This window comes from Streptomyces sp. NPDC059003, assembly GCF_042740445.1.
Lineage (GTDB): Bacteria > Actinomycetota > Actinomycetes > Streptomycetales > Streptomycetaceae > Streptomyces.
Genome location: NZ_JBHYJH010000002.1, coordinates 232,925 through 255,191 on the forward strand (window position 1 = coordinate 232,925; position 22,267 = coordinate 255,191).

Annotated in this window: 21 protein-coding genes and 2 pseudogenes; 14 read left to right on the forward strand and 9 right to left on the reverse strand. The window is 71.8% G+C overall.

Annotated features, from left to right (window positions below; genetic code table 11):
• Positions 1 to 156: 156 nt before the first annotated feature.
• A complete protein-coding gene (locus ACFWZ5_RS02115; protein ID WP_384795607.1) occupies positions 157 to 1,686 on the reverse strand; it encodes an aminopeptidase P family protein in 1,530 nt (509 codons plus the stop codon).
• A 150-nt stretch (positions 1,687 to 1,836) separates the two neighbouring features.
• Here ACFWZ5_RS02115 and ACFWZ5_RS02120 point away from each other — a divergent pair, with 150 nt between their 5' ends.
• The 7 genes from ACFWZ5_RS02120 (at position 1,837) to ACFWZ5_RS02150 (ending at position 8,447) form a co-directional block, all read left to right on the forward strand.
• Positions 1,837 to 3,582 (forward strand): ABC transporter substrate-binding protein, encoded by a 1,746-nt coding sequence (locus tag ACFWZ5_RS02120; RefSeq protein WP_384795609.1) that lies wholly within the window; start codon positions 1,837 to 1,839, stop codon positions 3,580 to 3,582.
• Positions 3,583 to 3,596: 14 nt separating this feature from the next.
• A complete protein-coding gene (locus ACFWZ5_RS02125; RefSeq protein ID WP_384795611.1) occupies positions 3,597 to 4,550 on the forward strand; it encodes an ABC transporter permease in 954 nt (317 codons plus the stop codon).
• Entirely contained in the window at positions 4,547 to 5,533 is a 987-nt protein-coding gene (locus tag ACFWZ5_RS02130) for an ABC transporter permease (RefSeq protein ID WP_384795613.1), read from the forward strand. The genes ACFWZ5_RS02125 and ACFWZ5_RS02130 overlap by 4 nt, the downstream gene beginning before the upstream one ends.
• A complete protein-coding gene (locus ACFWZ5_RS02135) occupies positions 5,533 to 6,537 on the forward strand; it encodes an ABC transporter ATP-binding protein (protein ID WP_384795615.1) in 1,005 nt (334 codons plus the stop codon). The genes ACFWZ5_RS02130 and ACFWZ5_RS02135 overlap by 1 nt, the downstream gene beginning before the upstream one ends.
• Complete coding sequence (locus tag ACFWZ5_RS02140) at positions 6,534 to 7,517, forward strand: ABC transporter ATP-binding protein (protein WP_384795617.1); 984 nt, start codon at positions 6,534 to 6,536, stop codon at positions 7,515 to 7,517. The genes ACFWZ5_RS02135 and ACFWZ5_RS02140 overlap by 4 nt, the downstream gene beginning before the upstream one ends.
• A 210-nt stretch (positions 7,518 to 7,727) precedes the next feature.
• The gene (locus ACFWZ5_RS02145; protein WP_384795619.1) at positions 7,728 to 7,877 is read left to right on the forward strand and encodes a hypothetical protein; all 150 of its coding nucleotides are present in this window, start codon (positions 7,728 to 7,730) and stop codon (positions 7,875 to 7,877) included.
• Between the two features lie 123 nt (positions 7,878 to 8,000).
• Positions 8,001 to 8,447 (forward strand): hypothetical protein, encoded by a 447-nt coding sequence (locus ACFWZ5_RS02150; RefSeq protein ID WP_384795621.1) that lies wholly within the window; start codon positions 8,001 to 8,003, stop codon positions 8,445 to 8,447.
• Between the two features lie 253 nt (positions 8,448 to 8,700).
• On the opposite strand, the gene ACFWZ5_RS02155 is transcribed toward ACFWZ5_RS02150, so the two are convergent.
• The gene (locus ACFWZ5_RS02155; RefSeq protein ID WP_384890088.1) at positions 8,701 to 8,826 is read right to left on the reverse strand and encodes a hypothetical protein; all 126 of its coding nucleotides are present in this window, start codon (positions 8,824 to 8,826) and stop codon (positions 8,701 to 8,703) included.
• 113 nt (positions 8,827 to 8,939) lie between these two features.
• Here ACFWZ5_RS02155 and ACFWZ5_RS02160 point away from each other — a divergent pair, with 113 nt between their 5' ends.
• The 4 genes and pseudogenes from ACFWZ5_RS02160 to ACFWZ5_RS02175 all read left to right on the forward strand — a co-directional run bounded on the left by ACFWZ5_RS02160 (position 8,940) and on the right by ACFWZ5_RS02175 (position 12,702).
• Complete coding sequence (locus ACFWZ5_RS02160; protein ID WP_384890090.1) at positions 8,940 to 9,323, forward strand: ABC transporter permease subunit; 384 nt, start codon at positions 8,940 to 8,942, stop codon at positions 9,321 to 9,323.
• 41 nt (positions 9,324 to 9,364) lie between these two features.
• Positions 9,365 to 10,488, forward strand: a pseudogene (locus ACFWZ5_RS02165) (ABC transporter ATP-binding protein).
• 185 nt (positions 10,489 to 10,673) lie between these two features.
• On the forward strand, positions 10,674 to 12,017 hold the full coding sequence (locus tag ACFWZ5_RS02170) for a diacylglycerol/lipid kinase family protein (protein WP_384801497.1): 1,344 nt from the start codon (positions 10,674 to 10,676) through the stop codon (positions 12,015 to 12,017).
• Positions 12,018 to 12,087: 70 nt separating this feature from the next.
• On the forward strand, positions 12,088 to 12,702 hold the full coding sequence (locus tag ACFWZ5_RS02175) for a phosphatase PAP2 family protein (protein ID WP_384801530.1): 615 nt from the start codon (positions 12,088 to 12,090) through the stop codon (positions 12,700 to 12,702).
• Between the two features lie 110 nt (positions 12,703 to 12,812).
• Here ACFWZ5_RS02175 and ACFWZ5_RS02180 read toward each other — a convergent pair whose 3' ends face one another.
• The gene (locus ACFWZ5_RS02180) at positions 12,813 to 13,157 is read right to left on the reverse strand and encodes a hypothetical protein (protein ID WP_384890092.1); all 345 of its coding nucleotides are present in this window, start codon (positions 13,155 to 13,157) and stop codon (positions 12,813 to 12,815) included.
• A 272-nt stretch (positions 13,158 to 13,429) separates the two neighbouring features.
• Here ACFWZ5_RS02180 and ACFWZ5_RS02185 point away from each other — a divergent pair, with 272 nt between their 5' ends.
• Entirely contained in the window at positions 13,430 to 13,903 is a 474-nt protein-coding gene (locus ACFWZ5_RS02185; protein WP_384801500.1) for an NUDIX hydrolase, read from the forward strand.
• 437 nt (positions 13,904 to 14,340) lie between these two features.
• Complete coding sequence (locus ACFWZ5_RS02190; protein WP_384801503.1) at positions 14,341 to 15,345, forward strand: transposase; 1,005 nt, start codon at positions 14,341 to 14,343, stop codon at positions 15,343 to 15,345.
• A gap of 3 nt (positions 15,346 to 15,348) precedes the next feature.
• Here ACFWZ5_RS02190 and ACFWZ5_RS02195 read toward each other — a convergent pair whose 3' ends face one another.
• From ACFWZ5_RS02195 to ACFWZ5_RS02210, 4 genes and pseudogenes are all read right to left on the reverse strand, one after another.
• Entirely contained in the window at positions 15,349 to 16,131 is a 783-nt protein-coding gene (locus ACFWZ5_RS02195; protein ID WP_384801506.1) for an SMI1/KNR4 family protein, read from the reverse strand.
• Between the two features lie 187 nt (positions 16,132 to 16,318).
• A pseudogene (locus ACFWZ5_RS02200) lies at positions 16,319 to 16,993 on the reverse strand (terpene synthase family protein); the annotation flags it as partial.
• A gap of 411 nt (positions 16,994 to 17,404) precedes the next feature.
• On the reverse strand, positions 17,405 to 17,869 hold the full coding sequence (gene uppS / locus ACFWZ5_RS02205; protein ID WP_384801509.1) for a polyprenyl diphosphate synthase: 465 nt from the start codon (positions 17,867 to 17,869) through the stop codon (positions 17,405 to 17,407).
• A gap of 38 nt (positions 17,870 to 17,907) precedes the next feature.
• Entirely contained in the window at positions 17,908 to 18,066 is a 159-nt protein-coding gene (locus tag ACFWZ5_RS02210; RefSeq protein ID WP_384801512.1) for an undecaprenyl diphosphate synthase family protein, read from the reverse strand.
• Between the two features lie 746 nt (positions 18,067 to 18,812).
• On the opposite strand from ACFWZ5_RS02210, the gene ACFWZ5_RS02215 reads away from it, so the two are divergent.
• Entirely contained in the window at positions 18,813 to 19,112 is a 300-nt protein-coding gene (locus ACFWZ5_RS02215; RefSeq protein ID WP_384801515.1) for a hypothetical protein, read from the forward strand.
• Positions 19,113 to 19,175: 63 nt separating this feature from the next.
• Here the strand turns inward: ACFWZ5_RS02215 and ACFWZ5_RS02220 are convergent, their stop codons facing one another.
• Together ACFWZ5_RS02220 and ACFWZ5_RS02225 are read right to left on the reverse strand one after the other, a co-directional pair.
• The gene (locus tag ACFWZ5_RS02220; protein WP_384801518.1) at positions 19,176 to 20,477 is read right to left on the reverse strand and encodes a hypothetical protein; all 1,302 of its coding nucleotides are present in this window, start codon (positions 20,475 to 20,477) and stop codon (positions 19,176 to 19,178) included.
• Positions 20,478 to 20,604: 127 nt separating this feature from the next.
• Complete coding sequence (locus ACFWZ5_RS02225) at positions 20,605 to 22,215, reverse strand: ABC transporter substrate-binding protein (RefSeq protein WP_384801521.1); 1,611 nt, start codon at positions 22,213 to 22,215, stop codon at positions 20,605 to 20,607.
• Positions 22,216 to 22,267 lie beyond the last annotated feature (52 nt).

Here is a 22,267-nt window from a genome sequence, read left to right on the forward strand (position 1 = left end):
ACGGTCATGGACGGGCCTGCCCGGTGGCCGGGCAAGCCCACGATGGAAGGCGGCGGTCCGTGCGCCGCGCCACGACACGCACGGAGATCATGTGTTCATGCGATCGGACGTGACGCGTGCGCCTGCGATCCCTCCGGCCGAGCGCCGCGCGGGGTCTCAGTGCCCGAGGAGTTCGCCCATCCACGCCTCGATCGCGTCGGGCGTACGCGGCAGTGCCCCCGACATGAGGCGCGCCCCGTCCGCCGTGACGACCAGGTCGTCCTCGACGCGTACGCCGATGCCGCGCAGCTCGGCGGGGAGCGTCTCGTCGTCCGGCTGCAGGTACAGGCCGGGCTCGACCGTGAGGACCTGGCCCTCCTCCAGGACGCCGTCGAGATAGGCGTCCGCGCGGGCCTGGGCGCAGTCGTGCACGTCCAGGCCGAGCATGTGCCCGCTGCCGCACAGGGTGTAGCGGCGGTGGCGGTCGCCGTCCGCGTTCTTCAGCACGCCCCAGTCGGCGAGGCCGTCGGCGATGACCCGCATGCACGCCCGGTGGAAGTCGCGGAAGCGGGCGCCGGGCCGCAGTGCGGCGATGCCCGCTTCCTGGGCGGCCAGGACGAGTTCGTACACCTGCCGCTGGACGGGTGAGAAGCGGCCGGAGAGCGGCAGGGTGCGGGTGATGTCGGCCGTGTAGAGCGTGTCGGTCTCCACGCCCGCGTCGAGCAGGAGCAGTTGGGCGGGGTCGAGGGGGCCGTCGTTGCGGATCCAGTGCAGTACGCAGGCGTGGGCGCCGGACGCGGCGATCGTCTCGTAGCCGGTGCCGTTGCCCTCGGCGCGGGCGCGGAGGTTGAAGGTGCCCTCGATCCAGCGCTCGCCGCGCGGGTGGGCGAGGGCCCGGGGCAGGGCGCGGACCACGTCCTCGAAGCCGGAGACCGTGTGGTCGACGGCCAGTTGCAGCTGTGTCACCTCCCAGTCGTCCTTGACCAGGCGCAACTCGCTGAGCACCGCGGCGAGTTCGGGGTCGGTCGAGGCGTCGCGGCCGGGCGGGAGGCGGTGGTAGCGGTCCAGGTGGGCGCACGGGATGCCGGTCATGCGCTCGGCCTCGTCGAGGTCGGGGCGGCGCCCCACCCAGAACTCCCCGTAGCGCCGGTCCCGGTGGAACTCGGCGCCGCCGTCGCGCGGCGAGCGCGGGCGCACGAAGAGGACCGCTTCGTGGCTGTGCGGTCCGTCCGGCTCCAGGACGAGGACGTGGCCCGCCTGGTCCTCGCCGGTCAGGCCGGTGAGCCAGGCGTAGGCGCTGTGCGGGCGGAAGCGGTGGTCGCAGTCGTTGGAGCGGACCGCGAGCTCGCCGGCCGGGACGATGAGGCGCTCGCCGGGGAAGCGGGCGGAGAGCCGGGCGCGGCGGGCGGGCGTCAGCTCCGCGACCGGCAGGCGGATGTCGCCGGTCAGCGGGGTCGGGGCCCAGTGGCTCGACAGGAACGCGGCGAGTTCCGGCGAGATCGGCAGGTCGTGGCTCGCGGTGCGGATGGCGGCGGCCGGTCCGGCGGCTTCCTCGGCGGCCGGTCCGGCGGCTTCCTCGGCGGCCGGTTCGGCGGCTTCCCCGGTGGCCGGTACGCCGGTCGCTCCGGCAGCCGCTTCGACGATCGTTCCGGTGGTTGCCTCGACAGTCGTTCCGGTGGTCGCTTCGACGGCTCTGAGGTCGTCCATGGCAGTCCCCCCTCGGGCACGGGTAGGTAACGAAGTCACCGACACCTTGTCAGTGCAATTTCACATTACTATGTTACCGGTCACATTCCAGCCAGCTTCGACGGTTCGTCAGACCTGGCTGTTCCTCGGCTTCTTCCGGAGTGACCACTCATGGACAAGCGCACCCGCATCACCCTGGCCACCGCCCTCGCGGCGGCCCTCACCCTCGGCGCGACCGGCTGCTCCGGCGGGCACAAGGCGAGCGACGCCCGCGACGGCAAGAGACTCGCCATCGCCAACAACGGCAAGGTGGTCGGCGGCACCCCACAGCGGGGCGGCACCCTCACCGTGCTGTCCAACCAGGACTTCACCCACCTCGACCCGGCCCGCAACTGGGTGATGGGCGACATGGACTTCGGCACCCGGCTGCTCTACCGCACCCTGGTCACGTACAAGGCCGAACCGGGCGCCAAGGGCGGCCAGTTGGTGCCCGATCTCGCCGAGTCCCTCGGCACCTCCGCCAACGGGGCCAAGACCTGGACCTTCAAGCTCAAGAAGGGCCTGAAGTACGAGGACGGCTCCCCCATCACCGCCCGGGACGTCAAGTACAACGTGGAGCGGTCCTTCTCCCCCGACCTGCCCGGCGGCCCCGACTACGCGGCCCGCTACCTCGCGGGGGCGAAGGGCTACAAGGGCCCGGCCGACGGCGAGCACCTGGACTCCGTCAGGACGCCCGACGACCGCACGATCGTCTTCGAACTCCGCAAGCCCTTCGCGGAGTTCCCCTACGCCACGGTCCTGCCCACCTTCGCCCCGGTGCCGAAGGCCAAGGACAAGGGCCCGCAGTACGACAACCGCCCGTTCTCCTCCGGGCCCTACAAGGTCCAGTCGTACGACCGCGACAAGCAGCTCGTCCTCGTCCGCAACACCCACTGGAGCGCGCGCACCGACAGCGTGCGCAAGGCGTACCCGGACAAGCTGGTCGTCACGATGGGGCTCAAGGCCAACCAGATCGACGACCGGCTCGTCGCGAGCCAGGGCGCGGACGCCTCCGCCGTCCCCTGGGCCAAGCTGCGCCCCGAGAGCACCCCCAAGGTGCTGCCCAAGGCCGACGTCAGGAAGCGGCTGCTCGCCGAGTCCCAGAACTGCACCGAGATGGTGCAGATGCACACGGGCCGCGCCCCGTTCGACGACGTCAGGGTGCGCAAGGCCGTGCAGTACGCCCTCGACCGCGAGAGCGTCATGACCGCGTCCGGCGGACCGGCCCTCAACGACGTGGCCACCGCCTACATGCCGGGCCCGCTCTTCGGCGGCAAGCAGCCCGACGCCCTGAAGATCCCCGTGACCGGTGACGTGGACAAGGCCAAGCGGCTGCTCAAGGACGCAGGCAAGCCGAACGGCTTCGCCACCAGCATCACCGTCTCCAACGGGGACAAGGGCATCGCCGAGGCGGTGCAGCAGTCCCTCGGCCGGGCGGGCATCAAGGTCACCATCGAGACGGTGGACCAGTCCGCCTTCTACGACACCATCGGCGACACCAAGAACCGCACGGACCTGGTCTACACCGGCTGGTGCCCGGACTACCCGTCCGGCTCCACCTTCCTGCCCTTCGTCTTCGACGGCCGCTACATCAAGGAGAAGGGCAACTCCGGCAACCACTCGCTCTTCCGCGACAAGCCGACCATGCGGCGCATGGACGAGATCGCCGCCATGACCGACGCCCGGCAGGCGGGCAGGGCCTGGCGCGAGCTCGACGGGCAGATCCTCGCCAAGGCCCCGACGGCCCCCGCCGTCATCGAGCGCATGCCGCTGCTCCTCGGCACCAACGTCGCGGGCGCGTACGGCCACACCTCGTTCGGCGGACAGATCGACTACGCCACGGTCGGCCTGAAGAACCCCTCCAAGAGCGGGAATTGAGGTCGCGCCGGACCATGACAACAAGCAGAGCCACCCCCGCGCCCGCCGTCCCGGCTCCCGCCGTGCCGGTCGGCAGCACCCCCTGGCAGCTCGCCCGCGCGGAACTGCGCCGCCGCACCTCCGTGAAGATCTCCCTCGTCGTGATCGCGCTGTTCGCGGTCATGGCCGTCGCCGCCCCGCTGCTCAGCGCGCTCGGCGGCTGGTCGCCCGAGGAGTTCGACAAGTCCGCCATCGACCCCTATCTGGGCGGCCAGCCCATCGGGCCGCTCGGCGGCATGTCGGCCGAGCACTGGCTCGGCGTCGAGCCCGTCACGGGCCGCGACCTGTTCGCCCGCGTCGTGCACGGCGCCCGCGTCTCCCTGTTCATCGCGTGCGCCGCCACCGCCATCGTCGTCCTCGCGGGCACGGCGGCCGGGATCGCCGCGGGCTACTTCGGCGGCCGCGTCGACACCGTGCTGTCCCGCCTGATGGACCTCACGATGTCCTTCCCCTCCCTCATCTTCATGATCGCGATGATGTCGGTGGCCCGTGACGTCAACCGCGTCCTCCTGATGACCGCCGTCATCGGCCTGTTCAGCTGGCCGGGCATCGCCCGCGTCGTGCGCGGCCAGGCGCTCTCGCTGCGCCACCGCGAGTACGTGGACGCCGCGCGCGTCGCCGGGTCGGGCCCGTGGCGCATCATCGCCCGGGACATCCTGCCGGGCGTCGCGGGGCCCGTCATCGCGTACACCACCCTGATCATCCCCGGCATGATCGCCACCGAGGCGGCCCTCAGCTACCTGGGCGTCGGCGTGCGCCCGCCCACCCCGTCCTGGGGCCAGATGATCGCCGAGAGCGTCGCCTTCTACGACACGGACCCCATGTACTTCGTCGTCCCGAGCCTGTGTCTGTTCCTCACGGTGCTCGCCTTCACCCTGCTCGGCGACGCGCTGCGCGACGTCCTCGACCCGAGAGGCAGCCGCACATGATCGTCTACCTCGGCCGCCGTCTCCTCGGCGTCGCCGGCGTCCTGATCGCCATCGCCGCCGTCACCTTCACCATCTTCTACGTCCTTCCCTCCGACCCGGCCGCGGCGGCCTGCGGCAAGGCGTGCAGCGCGGAACGCCTTGCCGCGATCCGCGCCCACATGGGCCTCGACCAGCCGCTGTGGCGGCAGTTCTGGGACTTCGTCACGGGCATCTTCACCGGCCGCACCATGGGCAGCGGCCAGTACGCCCTGCACTGCGACTTCCCCTGCCTGGGCTACTCGTACGAGAACAGCCAGGGCGTGTGGGACCTGCTCATGGACCGCCTTCCGGTCTCCGCGTCGCTCGCCGTCGGCGCGGCGGCGATCTGGCTGCTCCTCGGCCTGAGCGCGGGCGTGGTGGCGGCCCTGCGCAAGGACACCCTCACCGACCGCGCCCTGATGGTCGGCGCGGTCGCCGCCGCCTCGCTGCCCGTCTACTTCACGTCGATGATGCTCATCTACGGCCTGATCCGCACGGCCGGGATCCTGCCCTATCCCAAGTACGTCGAGCTCACGTCGGACCCGGTCGACTGGGCGTCGAACCTGCTCCTGCCCTGGCTGGCGCTCGCGATCCTGTACGCGGCCATGTACGCGCGCCAGAGCCGCAGTTCGATGATCGAGACGATGGCCGAGCCGTATATCCGCACCGCCCGCGCCAAGGGCCTGCCGCGCCGCACCGTCGTGGTCAAGCACGGCCTGCGGGCCGGCATGACCCCGATCCTCACCCTCTTCGGCATGGACCTCGGCGGGCTGCTCGCGGGCGCGGTGATCACCGAGTCCATCTTCGGCATCCCCGGCATCGGGCGGCTCTTCTACGGCGCCCTGTCCACCGGCGACCAGCCGGTCATCCTCGGCGTCACGCTGCTCGCCGCCGCCTTCATCGTCGTCGCCAACCTGGCCGTCGACCTGCTGTACGCCGTCGTCGACCCGCGAGTGAGGTACTGATGGCCGCCGCCGAACCCCTGTTGTCCGTACGGGACCTGACCGTCACCTTCCCGACCAGGCACGGCGCGGTCCGGGCCGTGGACTCCCTGTCCTTCGACGTGCGGCCCGGCCGGACCCTCGGCATCGTCGGCGAGTCCGGCTCCGGCAAGTCCGTCACGTCCCTCGCGGTGATGGGCCTGCACACCGGCGCCACCGTCAGCGGCTCGGTGGCGCTGGGCGGCCGCGAGCTGACCGGCCTGCCGGAGCGCGAGCTGAACCGGCTGCGCGGCCGCAACATCGCGATGATCTTCCAGGACCCGCTGTCCAGCCTCCACCCGTACTACACCGTGGGCGAGCAGATCGCCGAACACCACCGCGTGCACTTCGGCAGCCGTCGCACAGCCGCCCGCGAGCGGGCCGTCGACGCCCTCGCCGAGGTCGGCATCCCCGAGCCGCGGCGCCGCGCGCGGGAGTACCCGCACCAGTTCTCCGGCGGCATGCGCCAGCGCGTGATGATCGCCATGGCCCTGGTCTGCGAGCCCGAACTGCTCATCGCGGACGAGCCGACCACCGCCCTCGACGTCACCGTGCAGGCCCAGATCCTGGAGCTCATCGCCCGCCTCCAGCAGGAGCGGGGCCTGGCCGTCATCATGATCACGCACGATCTTGGCGTGGTCGCCCGCGTCGCCCACGAGGTCCTGGTGATGTACGGCGGCAGGGCCGTCGAACAGGCCCCCGTGGACACCCTGTTCGCCACTCCCGCCCACCCCTACACCCGCGGCCTGCTCGACTCGCTGCCCCGCCTCGACGACAGCGACGACGCACCGCTGCGGGCGATCCCCGGCAGCCCGCCGTCGCTGCTCACACCGGTGCCGGGCTGCGCGTTCGCGCCCCGCTGCCCGCTCGTCGCCGACGCCCCCGACGCCGAGCGCGCCCGCTGCGAGACGACGGCACCGCAGCTCGAAGGACCGCCGGGACACCCGACGGCCTGCCACTTCCCCGCGTACGAAGGCGCTGTCTCATGACCACCACCGAACCCCTGCTCTCCGTGCGGGACTTGACCATGACGTTCCCCGGGCGGCGCAGGTCCGCCGCGCCGGTCCGGGCCGTCGACGGCATCACCTTCCAGGTCGCCGCGGGCGAGACCCTCGGCCTGGTCGGCGAGTCCGGCTGCGGCAAGTCCACCACCGGCCGCGCGATCGTCCGGCTCCTCGAACCCACGGCGGGCTCCGTCACGTACGACGGACACGACATCAGCCACCTGTCGCAGCGCGCGCTCAAGCCGCTCCGCAAGGACCTGCAGATGGTCTTCCAGGACCCGCACTCCTCCCTCAACCCCCGCCAGACGGTGGCCCGGATCATCTCGGACCCGCTGCTCGTGCAGGGCAGCCCGGCGGCGGACGCCCGCAAGCGCGCCGCCGAGCTGATGGAGCTCGTCGGCCTCATCCCCGAGCACATCGACCGCTACCCGCACGAGTTCTCCGGCGGCCAGGCGCAGCGCATCGGCATCGCCCGAGCCCTCGCCACCGGTCCCCGTCTGGTCGTCGCCGACGAGCCGGTCTCGGCCCTCGACGTCTCCGTCCAGGCCCAGATCGTCAACCTGATGGAGCGTCTCCAGCGCGAACTCGGCCTCGCCTACCTCTTCATCGCCCACGACCTGTCGGTCGTGAAGCGGGTGTGCGACCGGGTCGCCGTGATGTATCTGGGCCGCATCGTCGAGATCGGCCCCAAGGAGCGGGTGTACGCCGACCCGGCCCACCCCTACACCCGCGCCCTGCTGTCCGCCGTTCCCCTTCCCGACCCGGCCGCCGAGCGGTCCCGCGAGCGGATCACCCTCCTGGGCGACCCGCCCAGCCCGGCGGCCCCGCCACCGGGCTGCACCTTCCATCCGCGGTGCCCCAAGGCGCAGGAGCTCTGCCGCACGCAGGCGCCCGAGCTGAGTCCCACGCCGGGATCGGCGCGACAGGTGGCGTGTCACTTCCCCGAGGCGGCGGTTCCCGTGTGAGCGCCTCAGCGGGCCCCACCGCACCGCCGGGGGCGCCACGCAGAAGGTTGGCGGTGGAGAGATCCTCTCCACGTCCATCCCTTCTTCCTCAATGCGCTCGATGTGCCGGGACTCCCCTCCCTGCCGCGCGGGGAGGTAGTGCGTCACCCCTGTGATGGCTTCCATGCTGCCACCGGTGAGCGTGCCACGGCAGGTTGCCCGCTCCGTGACGTGGTCGTAAGAAATCTTCAAGCGGAGTACCTCGAGAAGGCGAAGGGCCTGCCCGCGCTCGGCTCCCTCCAGGCGCCGAAGATCAACCTCGGCGAGCTCGACTCTCTCCAGCGGACCCTCACCATGCTCCAGGAAACCGGACTGGTCTGAGGCCCGGTCGGTCATGAGGCCGGAGGCGTCCGCGATGTCCGTCAGCGAGGCCCCCGCACCGGCCCGGTCCGGCGGCTCCGCCCGAGCGGGCGGAGCCCGTGGGCGCTGGGCGTCCCAGCGACCGTGGCCGCCGTCTTCGCGCTGCTCCCGCTCGGCTACCTCGCTGTGCGCGCCCTCGAACGCGGGCCGGGCTACGCCTGGGGCATCGTCACCACCGAGCGCACCGGCGCCCTGCTCGCCCGCGGCCTCGCCCTGGCCGCCGTCGTCGTAGCGGCCTGCCTGGTCCTCGGCGTCTCACTGGCCTGGCTGACCACGCGTACGGCACTGCCGTGGGCGGGCGGCTGGGCGGTCCTGGTGGCCCTGCCGCTGGCCGTGCCGAGCTATGTCGCTGCCTTCGCCTGGCTGTCCGCCGCGCCGCGCCTCACCGGGTTCACCGGGGTAGCCCTGGCCCTGACCCTGGAGAGTTTCCCGTACGTCCAGCTGCCCGTCGCGGCCGCGCTGCGCCGCACCGACCCCGCCCAGGAGGAGGCCGCCCGGTCCCTCGGCCTCGGGCCGACGCGCACGTTCTGACGCGCACGTTCTGGCGTGTCACCCTCCCCCAGTTGCGCCCGGCGGCGGCAGGAGGCGCGGTCCTGGTGGCGCTGTATGTGTTCTCCGACTTCGGCGCGGTGTCGCTGATGCGGTACGACACCTTCACCCGCCGCATCTACACCTCGTACCGGACGTCCTTCGACCGGACCCCGGCCGTCGCGCTCAGCGTCGTCCTGGTGGTGCTCACCGTGGCCCTCGTCGCCGCCGAGGCCCGCACCCGCGGACGGGTCGGCTACGCGCGCACCGGCGCGGGCACGGCACGCCCGGTCGGCCCGTCCCCGTTGGGGAAGTGGCTGGTGCCGTCGCTGAGTTGGTGCGGCGCCGTCACGGCCGCCGCCGCCGCGTTCCCGCTGGGCACGCTCGGCTACTGGCGCGCCGTCGGCAACTCCGCGACCTGGGCCCCGGGCCGCCTCGCCGAGACCGCCACGGCCACGCTCGGCGAGGCGGCCCGGGGGCGCCGCACTGACCACCGTGCTCGCCCTGCCGGTGGGGTGTTCGCGGCCCGCCACCGGGGCCGGACGGCCCAGCTGCTCGAACGCCCTGCCGGGCATCACCGTCGCGCTGTCGCTCGTGTTCCTCTCGGTGCGCTACGCCCGCCCGCTGTACCAGGAACGCCCGCTCCTGGTCGGCGCGTACGCGGTGCTGTTCCTGCCCGTCGCGGTCGCCGCCACACGTGCCGCCGTGCTCCAGGCTCCGCCCGGCCCCGAGGACGTGGCGCGGTCGCTCGGCCGGGGGCCCTGGCGGGTCCTGCGCGAGGTCACAGTGCCGCTGGCGGCTCCCGGCGCCGCGGCGGGCGCCGCGCTGATCCTGCTGGCCGCGATCCCCTCCTGTCTCCTCGGGAGGCAACGCACATGACCGACGCGCGCGGCACCGAAGCGCACAGCGCGGAGGCGGATGTGACGGACCTTCGCCTCGCGGGCCTGCGCAAGGCGTACGGCCCGCACGCGCCGCCCGTCCTCGACGGGCTCGACCTCACCGTCCCCGGCGGCACCCTGACCGCGGTGCTCGGCCCCTCGGGCTGCGGCAAGACCACCCTGCTGCGCGTCGTCGCGGGCTTCCTGCGCGACGACGCGGGCAGCGTCACCGTCGGCCCACGCGTCCTGACAGGGCCCGGAGTCCAGCTGCCTCCGGAGCGGCGCCGTATCGGCATCGTCCCGCAGGAGGGCGCGCTGTTCCCGCACCTGAACGTGGCCCGGAACGTGGGATTCGGCCTCACCGGCCCCGACCGGGCCACTCGTGGCGCCGTACGGAGGAGACGCTGGAACTGGTCGGACTGGCCGGCTACGGCGCGCGGATGCCCCACGAGCTGTCCGGCGGCCAGCAGCAACGCGTCGCCCTGGCCCGCGCCCTGGCACCGCGACCGGCCCTCGTCCTGCTGGACGAGCCGTTCAACGCCCTGGACACGGCCCTGCGCGCGGGTGTGCGCGCGGGTGTGCGCGCCGATGTCCGCACGGCCCTGCGGCTCAGCGGGGCGACCGCCGTGCTCGTCACCCACGACCAGCAGGAAGCCCTGCCCGCCGACGACCTCGTCGCCGTCGTACGGGAGGGCCGGGTGGCCCAGTGCGACACCCCGCAGCAGGTCTACCGGCGCCCGGCCGACCCGTGGGTCACCTGCTTCGTCGGCGACACCGTCCTGCTGCCGGGGACCGCGCGCGACGACGGCACCGCGGACACCGCCCTGGGCGCCATCCCCCTCACCGCGGACTCCCCCACGGCATCGGTCCCCGACGCCGGAACCGTGCTCCTGCGCCCCGAGCAGCTGCACCTCACCGCCCCCGCGGCCTCCGTCGCCGTCGGCACTGTCACCGACGTGCGCTTCTCCGGCCACGACGCCATGGTCACCGTCACGGTCGACGGTCTGGACGCTCCCGTGGACGTCCGCGCAGCCGGTCCCGTGTGTGTACGGCCCGGTGAGCAGACCGGTGAGGTGCTAGGAGGCGGCCCGGCCGCTCGCGGGGGAGTCCGGATCGGCCTCCGCCGACGGCAGTTCGCTGTGCCCGTTCTTGAACGGGCACAGTAACGAGGCTCCCGGGCACCAGGGCCACCCGGCACCCTGCGCCGGGCCGCCCGGCCACCGGGGATCCGGCTCACCCGCACGGCACAGCCGGAGTGCCCGCCGGTCGCGGAGTACGCACGATGGTTCCCTGGACCGGGCTGAGAGGTGGACCACGGCGTGCGAGGACATACGACACGGCCAGGGCGCGGATGACGGGCTCCGGCGCGGGTGTGGCCGCGCGGCTGCTCGCGCGGCTCGCCGTGCTGGCGGCCGTCGGCGCCGTGGTCGTCCTTGTGCTCGCGCTGCGCGAGGGAGGGCTGCTGATCCTCGGGGCAGGACTCCTCGGGCTGATCGTGTGCGCCGCCGGTGTGTGGTGGTTCGTGGCGCACCGCGGCCTGGTGCGGCTGCTCGGGGCGGTCGTGGCGGTCGCCGCGCCCGTCGCGGTCCTGGTGTTCCTCGCGTACGACGGCCTGTGGCTGGCAGCGCTGGTCCTGGGCTTGTGCTGGGGAGCGACGCTGTTCTGCGCCCGCGCGGCACTGCGCGCGTCGCGTCCGCGGCGGCAGCGGCGGGCGATCGCTGCAGCCCGGCCGGCACGGCCGTTCCTCATCATGAATCCGAAGTCCGGGGGCGGGAAGGTCGGCCGCTTCGGCCTCGTCGAGCGCGCGGAGGAGCTCGGCGCGCACGTGATCCTGCTCGACCCGGCCTCGCCCACCGATGTCACCGCACTCGCCCGCCAGGCGGTGGCCGACGGCGCGGACCTGCTCGGCGTCGCGGGCGGCGACGGCACCCAGGCGCTGGTCGCGGCGGTGGCCGCGGAGCACGACCTGCCGTTCCTCGTGGTCTGCGCCGGTACCCGCAACCACTTCGCCATGGACCTCGGCCTCGACCGGTCCGACCCGAGCCGCTGCCTCGACGCCCTGTCCGACGGCGAGGAACTCCGCGTCGACCTCGGCGACGTGGCGGGCCGGGCCTTCGTCAACACGGTCTCCTTCGGTGTGTACGCCGATGTCGTACAGCGCCCGGAGTACCGCGACGACAAGGCGGGCACGGCCCTGAACCTGATGCCGGACCTGCTGGTCGGCGAAGGGGTGCGGCGCCTCGACGCGCAGGTCGACGCGACCGTGCTCGCGTCCCAGCAGGCGCTGCTCATCAGCAACAACCCGTACCACTCCCCCGACGAGCTCAGTGGCGGCGGCCGCAGGCCCCGGCTCGACGGGGGTGAGCTGGGTGTGCTCGGCATCCGGGTGGAGGGCGCCGCGCAGGCGGCTGACCTGGCCGTGCGGGGCTCGCAGTCCACGGGTCTGACCGTCGTGACCGCGCGGCGGGTCGAGGTGACGTCCGACGCGGACGAGATCCCCGTGGCGGTGGACGGCGAGGCGCTGCGGATGCCCACGCCGGTCGTGTGCACGCTGCGGCCGGGCGCGCTGCGGGTCCTGGTGCCGCGTGACCGACCGAGGGTCGTGGTGCCCGCGCCGCCCGTGGACTGGCGGCGGCTCGTCGACCTCGCCGTCGGGCACACCGGGCGAACCCCCGAGGCGCGGCCCCGTGACTGACCGACATGCCGCGCCGGCCGAGGACCCGGCCCGCCGCCCCGCGGCCGCGGCCCGGCCCGCCGCGGCGTCCATGGTGGCCTCCGCGGCGGCGTCCACGACGGCCGTGCTCAGGGACCTCCGCGCGCTCGACGGTGCGCTGTACGCGGCCGTGGCGGCCACCCCCACACCCACCCTTGACCGCGCGCTGCGGCGCCTCTCCCACGCGGCGGACCACTCGAAGATCTCGCTCGCCGTCGCGGCGGGCCTCGCCCTGAAGCCGGGCCGCCCCCGGCGCGCGGCACTGGCCGGGGTCGCGGCGGTCGCGCTGGCCTCGGCGACGGCGAACCTGTTCGGCAAGCGCATGGTCCGCCGACGGCGGCCCGACCGGGAACAGGCCCGGGTCGTCGTCGACCGGCACGTGCCGATGCCGAAGTCGGCGTCCTTCCCCTCCGGCCACACGGCGTCGGCGACCGCGTTCGCCACGGCCGTGGGCGTGGTGCTCCCCCTGGCGGCGGTGCCCCTCGGGGCCCTGGCGGCCGCCGTCGGCTACTCCCGCGTCCACACGGGCGTGCACTACCCCGGCGACGTCGCGGCCGGCGCGGTCCTCGGCTTCGCGGCCGCGGCGACGTCCCTGGCCGTCGTACATGCCCCGAATGTCCCGCATGTCCCGCTGGGCCGTGTCGCGCTCGGCGGTGGCAGGTCCTGAGGATTCCGACGGTGCGTCAGCGGCGTTCCGAGCGCCGTCAGAACCGGCGGTGCCCCGGCCACATCGGCTCCTCGCTTCGCGGTCGCTCGCCTTTCGGGCCGACAAGTCCCTCACAGAGGCTGGACGGCGATGCGCCGGTTGTGCGCATCGAGAACGAGGACGCTTCTCGCGACACCGCGGCCGTCATCTCCGTCCCACCAGTCCACGAATGCGCCCGCGAAGTTCTTGGCCTGGCTGCGAGATGTGCAGTCGGTACGTACTTCGACGTCGTAGTCGGACCCAGCGAGCTCGACGGTGAAGACTCGGTCAGCGTGCCGGGCCAGCGCCTCGCCCCCCTCGGCGCACGCCCACGCCCGAAAGCCCTTCAGGAGCGCGGGATTCGCCGTCCTCCTCCTCATCGGCCGAGTCGGCGGATCCTTCGGTTCACCCGACACCGCGTCGTGGCAGCCCTTCACCCACGCCCCGCGATCCCCATCGGTGCGGGCACCGGCATCCAGGGCCCGGTGGGCGCAGCCACCCTGCACGACTTCCCGTACCGCCGCACGACTTCCCGTACCGCCGCGCCCTTACCCCCTTCGTCGTAGACCTTGCGGCCTTCCGCATGAAGGAGAGCCTCACGGCTTGCGGCGGGTTGCCTCACCCCACGCAAAAGATCTGGATCCGCTCCGCGCTCATGGCGCCGCGTGGATGGTGGACGTCGGGATAAGGTCCGTGGGAGGTGCGGGAAATGAGTTTCCGGTTGGCGGCGTACGCCGTGTGCATCGATGGTGGGCGGGTATTGCTCGCCCGGCACGTGCTGCCGAAGAGCGAGAGCAACTGGACCCTTCCGGGTGGCAGGGTCGAGCACGCGGAGGATCCGTTCGACGCGGTGATCCGCGAGGTCGCTGAGGAGACCGGCTGCGACGCGGTGGTCGAGCGCCTGTTGGGTGTGGACTCCCGGGTGATTCCCGCGGCCGAACGTGCCATCCCCGGCGGACCCGAGCATCAGAATGTCGGCGTCTTCTACCAGGTTCGCATCACCAGCGGCCAGCTGCGGCCGGAGCCGAACGGCCGGATAGCCGAGTCGGTCTGGACTCCGATTCCCGATGTCGCTTGCCTGCGTCGGTCATCACTGGTCGACGTCGGCCTCGCCCTGGCCCGGACGCTTCCGGTCACCGGCCACGTCGCTGCCGTCCCGGTCGGCGGCCTCGTCCAGCACTGAGGCACCGTCGATACCCGGACGGGATACCCCGCAGGCGGCGCCGTTCGGCGGTGGACCGGTGGGCAGGCCCCGACGCGCCCTCATAGGGGGAGACGCACTGGTAAGTCCGCCCGGCGACAGCAGGCCTTGTGCGTCGACCACGTCATGTCGGAGGCCGCGCTGCTTGATCACGGTCGTGTATCGGGAGGCAGGGGCGGGTCTGTCGCGAACGGAGCTTCGCTGCGATCCGCAAAGCCCCTCGTCATGCTCGACACAGGTCGAGGACCATCACGTCGAACAGCGGTGAGTTGTCACATGGCTGGGCCAGCTGTGATGGGCCATCGCCCTACCCGCCGTCATGCGCACCACAGCAGTGACGTGATCACGGGCCGAGGCCACGGCGGCCACCGGTCAGACCGCCGAAGGCCGCCTGGCTCGCGGACCACCCTGAGATCAAGGTGATCTGCCGGGATCGGTGCAGCACGTTCAGCCAGGCCGCCAACCGCGCGGCACCCGACGCGATCCAGGTCGCAGACAAGTGGCACTTGCTGCACTCACTCGCCCGTGCCGTCGAACGAACCGCCCACCAGCACCGCGCCTGCCTGCGCAAAGATGCTGAGACCGGCGAGACGGACCAGCTCCAGGAGCCGTCGGACCCCACGTCCCCGGCGACGTTGATCGGGCCACCGGAGCCGAGCGACCCACCGGACGGGCAGCTCCTGGCCCGGGTCCGCCAGTGGCACACCGAGATCCACCAGTTACGCGAACGCGGCTGGACGATCAGCGCGATCGCCGACCGCCTGGCCCCGGACCGCAAGACCGTGCGTCACTACCTGACCACCGACCTCGACCAGATCCTCGCTCCCGCACGCGAACGCCAGCCAAACGGCCACATCAACCGCTTCAAGCCCTACCTGCAGCACCGCTTCCACAGCGGCTCGACCAACGTCGCGGGTCTCTTCCGTGAGATTCGCGAACGCGGCTACCGTGGCAGTCGCGTCGTCGTCACCAAGTACATCGCGACACTCCGCGTCGGCACCGCCGCCCCCGAACCACCGCGGCCGATCCCCAGCCCCCGCCGCATCACGACCTGGATCATGCGCCACCCCGACAGCCTCACCGATAACCAGCGCGAACAACTCGACCGCATCCTCGATGCCTGCCCCGACCTGGCCACCGCCCGCGACCTCGCCCATGAGTTCAGTGCCATCGCCCGCGAACGCCGAGGTCACGACCCCACCGGCTGGATGGCCCGCGTCCTCGACCAAGGTCCGCAGCCGATCCAGGGCTTCGCGACCTTCCTCCAGAACGACTGGAACGCGGTCGTCAACGGCCTCACGCTCCACTGGAGCTCCGGCGCCGTCGAGGGGCAAGTCACACGCATCAAGTTGATCAAGCGCCGGTCGTACGGGCGGGCGTCCTTCGCTCTCCTGCGGACTCTGGTCCTCGCTCAGCCACCTTGAGCGTCAGAACGGGAGAGCCCACTCGGGACCGTCGACCACCTCGTTTACCGTCGGCACCGCGGGCGGCCAGGATCCGGGAATGGCTTCAACTGCACGTTGGAGATCAGCCGTCGTCCTGCCGGTCGCGACGAGATCAATCCCCTCCGAGCCGGGCTCCAAGCAGAGCAGCAGGCCAGAGGCAGAGAACCAACGAACGGGCTCCCCCATTGGCTCGAACCACGCCGGATACGGCGGCATAGCAACCGGAGTGAACTTCTCTTCCAGGCAGGCAACCACCTCGGGCGTTGCCTGACAGGTGCGGCTCTCGGTCCAGCTGGCCCTGGCCGCTTCGCTCAGGACGGTTTGCACACAGGCCAGCGACAGGCGGTCGAGGAAGTGGAGTCGGCTGGAACCGGGCAGACGATCACCGAACAGGGCGACCGGCGGGTCCTCACCGGAAAGGTCGGACAGGGCCACACCCCACCCGGCGCAGCCCTGGTTCTCGCTGCGGAACACCAGCAGTTCGCCGGAGGGGTCGAGCAGCAGTTCATCAGGCTTCAGCAACGGATTCTGCTGGGCAACCAGGTCACGCCGTCGACCGAACAGCACATACGCCTCCTTGAGAGCGGCTGGGAGGCGGAGGCCGAGGTAGTCCTCAGCCCGCTGCACATCAGCCGATGAGAACCCATCGGCCGGCGACAGCGGAGTGGACCAGGCAGCAGCAAACCCCTGGATGAATGCCCATGCACCTGCCCGCGTCGGGCATCCACCAGCCAGTGCCTCAGCTACGTCGAACCTGTCAGCCATACCGCTGACCCTATGTGGCCGCCACCCTTGTGCCGGACGGCACCGTGATCGTCACGAAATTCCGCCACAGCCAATTTCAAAGATCTCCAGCACCGTGTATTCGCGGCACCGCAGGTGGTCGGCGGACGGCACCTAGACGAATGAGTCCGATGTCGTGACGTGGTCGCTACGAGGCCGATGACGTGGATTAGTCGAATGACAGTGTGTGGTCGGGGCGGCGCCCGGTGCCTCCGTCCGCTTGTCGGTTGGCTTCCTCTCGGTAGCGGACGGTTTGCAAGCTCCAGGCGTGGGTGGCAGCCAAGACTCCTTGGAGCGTTGCGGCGTAGGCGAGCGTTCGGCGGGTGCGGTGGGGCGGAAGATTCAGCCCCGCGCAGAGGGCGGATGTTCGCGAGGCGAGTTCCTGGAGTTCGTTGCAGGCTCTGTGGACCATGGTGTGAATGTGCTGGATGGCTTCAGCACGGTTGCGCCCGGTGTGTTGTTCGAGGACGAGGACGAGATTGGTCGTGTCTCCGCGTGCCAATTCGTGTTCGAGGGAGTGCACGTCGTTGAACCAGCCGATTGTGTCGACCACGAGCTGGCGCATCTGCTTGATGGATGGGTGGGTGTGGAGGATCGCGGGGAGTTCGTGTTGCATGCTGCGTTCTTCTGCGTCGAGGAAGAGGTGCATGGCGACGGTGGAGCGGCGCAGGGTCAGGTAGGTGTCGAGGTCGGGGACGTCTGCCTGTTCGCGGGCTGTGGTTTCGGTGATGTAGCTGTGTAGGAAGTCAAGCCAGTTGAGCCTGGTGCGGTCGTGAAAGGCATCGGACATGCCGGTGGTGAGATGGGTCCACAAGTCGGCGAGTGCCCGGGCCAGGGGGGGGCGGTCGGCGAGGGGGCCGGTGGTGTGGCCGGGGCGATTACGGAGGTGAGCTCACGGACGGTCTGCCGGGCGAGTGTGGCCTGTTCTCCGGCTGGTCCGTCGAAGTAGTCGTCAACGGCCCAGGTCCAGCAGAACACTTCGGTGAGCACATCCAGGTGTGCTCCCCGGCTGCGCGGGCAGTTGGCGGCCGATACCCAGCCCAGACGCATGGCGTCGTAGTAAGCCATGGCCTGGGGGGTGTCGCGGAGCAGGCCGTGACCGCGTGGCCAGTGGCGCCCGTGGTGGTGCGTGCGCTGGGTCTCGTCGAGGTCCGGTTGCGGCACCTTGAGGGGGAGGTGGAAGTCGTGGGCCGGCATAGGGGGCCTCCCGTTGTGTGGGCCGGTACCCGCCTCACCGAAGTGGGGCGGGCGGGGATCAGGAGCCATAGCGGCGGCTGCGGGTGGCAAAGGAAGCCAGGGCCCGGCCGAAGTCGGCCTGGGTGAAGGCGGGCCAGGGGACATCGCTGAAGTAGAGCTCGCTGTAGGCCGATTGCCAGGGCAGGAAGCCGGACAGGCGCTGTTCCCCGGAAGTGCGAATGATCAGTTCGGGGTCGGGCTGGCCCCGGGTGTAGAGGTGACTGGCCAAGACCTCCTCACTCAGCCCGGCCTGGGCCTGGGCCAGTCCTTGAGGTGTCGAAAGCACCTCGCGCAGGGCGTCGACGATCTCCCGCCGTCCGTCGTAGGCGACGGCGATGTTCACCATGGGGCCCGCCAGCGCGGCCGTGCGCTCGGCCGCGTGCTGCAGGGCCGCTGCGGTGTGCGCGGGCAGGAGGTCAAGACGCCCGATCAGTTCGATGCGCCACTTTCCGCGCTGTGCGAGCCGACCCAGGGTGGCCTCCACAGCGTCCAGGATGAGGGCCACTTCGGCCGCGGGGCGGCTCAGATTGTCCAGGACAGCGCCCACAGGGTCACGAACGCGATGCCGGCCTGCCGGCACCAGTCCAGCAGGTCGCAGACCTTGTCGCCGCCCTGCCCATAGCCGGCCTGCAGCTCATGATGGGTGCTCCGGCTCCAGCGGCGATTGCCGTCCAAGATCACTGCGACATGCCGGGGCACGCACCTGCGGCCCGGGGGCATACCCGGCCCTGACGGGAGGCCATCGGGTTCGGCAGGTGAGGCGCTGGCGCGCGGGAAGAGAGACGTCATTGCCGCAACTCGCCCTCTGCCATGGGGTTTTCCAGAGTAAGGCGGCCCGCCCTGCACTTTCGGGTGCATGACAGGCACTCAAGTTGCATCGACGGCGCACGAGGCGGCGCAACCAGGCACAGACCCGACGGGCAGAGCGGGACCCGGTGCCGACCACCTCGACGATTCAAGATCGCTCGCGCTGGTCCTGTCCGCCCCGCCCTGCAGCGCGAACTCCCGCTGATGGACGTATGAGGCGTACGCCGCAACCCCGGCGACCACCACCGCCCCCACACGCCGAACCCACACCTCGGAGTCGGCACCCATCCGGACAGCGGGCCGCATCACCGCCCCGCCCTCCCCCGCGCCGTAGGGGCAAAGCTCCCCTCGATCACGAGCTTTCCGGTCAAAAGGCCCGGCTCAGACCGCCATCCTTCGCACCGCGCACCGCCCGGGGCGGTTTGTGGCCAGTGCGTCGGGGCCGCGTACGTGCAGGGGCGACGCGACGAGGATCTGGTTTCCCTCTTCGCCGACGCCAGTTCGTCCGGGAATCACCCTGCCGGGCCGCCGCGCACGGCACTTGAATCGGAATCCATGCCCTGGGGGTCGAGGGCGCCGGACGGCGTCCGTCGGAGGGCCGGAGACGAGGGGGTACGTCCATGAGCATGACCCAGAGCGGCAAGCTGAGCCTGAGCTCGAACAATGCCACCGAGACGGTGGGCGGCCGCACGTCCACCTTCACGCGGGTCGACTTCCCGACCCCCTTCCCGGCGGGCACCGACGTCATCGTCCAGGTCACCGTGCAGACCTTCAACGGCCCGGAGACACCGGGCATCAGGCTGCACGACGTGAGCAACACCGGCTTCCTCATCCGCTTCAACGAGCTCTACGGCGGCGGTGTCACCAGCGACGGCAAGCACACCGCCGAGACCGTCGGCTGGACCGCCCGCTCGATCTGACGCGGCCGCGGGTGCCGCGGCGGGCTCCGGCGCACGCTCCGCCGGAGCCCGTACGCGGCGGAGTCACGCTCTGCCCACGGCGGACCAGACCTCCTCCAGCACGGCCTGGTAGTCCTCGCCGTACGTGACCACCGCCGCGTACACCGCGTCCAGGGCCGCCTGGAGCGGATCGGCTTCGGCGGCACCGGTCAGCGCGGGAAGGGCCATGTGCGGCTGGGACATCCGCAGGGAAGGGTCGAGGCCGCCGACCGTGGCCACCAGGCTGTACCTGGGCCCTGGCGCGTCGTCGGACACCTCGCCGGACGGTTCCGGCGCCTGTGCCTGTGCCTGTGCCTCCACCACGGTCGCCGCGGGGCCGACTATCTGCTGCACCTGCCAGGGTTCGGACGCAGACTCCTGGTCGCCGGGCCGCTGGAAGGGCGCCCGCTCGGGCGGGATCGCCTGCCCGACGGTCCGGTCGGGGACCCGCGGGTCGGAGTCGAGGACCTGCCACAGCCGCTCCGGATCGTCGAGGGGCGGCGGCAGCGGACGCCCCTCGGCCACCGCGGCGAGGCCCCCGTCGACCCAGTCGATGCCGACGAGACCGGCCGCCTCGCAGGCGCGCCGGGCCGCGAGCAGGGCCACCGCCCGCTGGGTCGCCACGTCGGCCGCGTCGATCGCGTGGACCAGAGCGGTGTCGAAGTCGCGCACGCCGTGGACGTTGCCTGCCACATCGCGCAGGGCCTGGCTCGGCAACTGCCCGCCCCACTCCCACCGTTCGAAGGCCAGCCGCTCCTCCCTCTCGGCCTCCTCCTGCGCGAGGCGAGCCTGCCGCTCGGCCTCCGCGCGCTCGGCCGGGGTGGGCGGCGGTGGCTGCCGGCTCGCGAAGTCGTGCCAGTAGGCGGCGATGTCGGAGGTCTGCTTGACGATGCGGTCCGGCGCGGGCGGGGCGGGCCAGAACTGCAGCAGGTAGCGGTCCGCCTGCGGCTCGTCCATGCGGGTGTCCAGGTCGTTGCCCGCGTCCATGCCGGAGGCGCAGTAGCGCACCCGGTAGTCGATCTCTTCGAGGCCGAGCTCCCAGGAGTCCTCGCCCGCCCACTGCACCAGCGAGCTGTCGTCCGACACCGGCCGGAACGACACCTCCACCACCTCTTCCCAGTCGTCGTCCAGCGGCGGCGCCTGGTCGTGCACCTCGACGGTGAAGCCGACCTCGCCCGTGTGCAGCCCGGTCGTCAGCCACAGCCCGCCGGGCACCGCGGCCCCGCACAGACCCCCGCTCTGCCCGCCGAACGCCTCCGCGAGGTCCAGGCCGTAGCTCTCCGGATCGCTCTCGACGTAGATCTGGCCATAGTGGACGGACACCTCGCCCGCGACCGGCCTGCGCATCGCACACCCTCCCCGCCATCGGCACGCCGCCCCGTGCGGCGGCGTGATCTCGATGGAGCGTATGCGGCGGCACTGACATCGGCGCCATCCGTCGGCTCTGATGCGTCCGTCGGTTCTGGTACATCCGTCAGTGCTGGTACATCCGGATCGACGACGGCGTGATGCTCGCCTGGCTCAGCTCGAAGCGGGCGCCCGCTCCGAACGTCGGGATGACGGCGTCGATGAACGGCACGACGGACACCGATCTGATCAGGGCCGATTCCGCGCGGCTCCAGGTGGGGCAGCCCCGGGTGCCGGACCGGCGCGACGCCCGGTCGGCCAGGGCGGCGTACGAAGTGTTGTCGATGTGGGCGAAGTTGGTGCCGTCCGGGGGTGTCGGGCCGGAGACGAAGGGGCGGAGCTGGGTCGGAAGTCCCACGCCCAGGGGCAGGACGGCGGCGTCCCAGGACGCGCTGCCCGCGATCACCTGGTTGACGCCGGTGCCGTCGACGCCTCTGATCGTCACGTCGACACCGACGTCCTGCCAGGCCTTCTGGACGAGTTCCGCGGCGGACGCGGCCGGTTGGCCGAGTCGATTGGAGTAGACGTAGGCGAGGGTGAGGCGCTTCCCCGCCTTGGTGCGGACGCCGTCGGCGTTCTCCTTCCACCCTGCCTGGTCCAGCAGGGACTTGGCGGCTTCCGCATCGTGGGACGGCACGCGCCCGGCGACCGTGTTGTCCGGGCATGCCATCGGTTCGACGGTGATGAGGCTCCGCGACGGCTTGCCGGTTCCGCTGGAGAGCACCTTGCCGATGTCCCCCAGGTCGACCGCCCGGACGAGGGCACGCCGCACCCGCTCGTCCGCCCCCGGGTGTCCCGGTGCCTGGTTGAACCACAGCTGGCCGAGCGCGGCGGGCGACGTGCCGTGGAACTGGCCCCGGCCCTGGAGGCGTTGCCGGTCGGGGCCCGGGATGTCCGCGGCGTTCAGTTCGCCGGAGAGGATCAGGTTGGCCGCGGTCGTCTCGTTCGGGATGACACGGACGCGCACCTTGTCCGGCAGTCCCTTCTGCCCAGGACCGCCGGCCCGCCCGCTGCCCGGCCCCCAGGTGTAGTCCTTGCGCCGGGTGAGGGTGTAGTGGTCGCCCGGCACCGCGTCGGTCAGGGTGAACATGCCGGTGCCGTGCTGCCCCTTGGCGAGCGACGCGCGGTCCTTCAGGCCCTTGCCGCAGACGATCGGCAGCGTCCCGACGTTCTGGAGCAGGAACGCGTCGGGGGTCTTGCTGGTGACGGTGACCTCGCGCCGTCCGGGGTCGGCCTGCGCGGTGGTGCCCGCGTTCACGTACAGGCCGGTCACCGGTGAGTTGTTCTTCGGGTCCGCCACGTACGCGATGTTCGCGGCGACGTCCTGGGCGGTCAGGGGTGAGCCGTCCGCGCAGGTGATGCCGGGGCGGAGCGTGAAGCGGGCGGTGGTGGTGTCCGCCCGCCACTTCTCGGCGAGGCCCGCGGTCATGTCTCCGTCCTCGTCCAGGTGGACGAGCGGGTCGTAGAGGAAGCGGTCGACCTGGAGGGCGGTGGACAGCAGGGTCAGGGCCGGGTCGAGCGTGCCCGGGTCGGACGGCAGTGCCATGGTGAAGGTCCTGCCGTCGGCGAGGCCGCCGCCCGGCATCGGCGCGACGCCCCCGTTCGAGAAGCCGCCGCACCCGGACAGGCCCAGGGCGGCGGCGCTCACGACCGCCACGGCGAGCCGCGCAGATCTCATCCGTGCCTCTCCCTCTCCTTGCTGTTGACGCCTTGCGCTGGCTCCTTGCGCT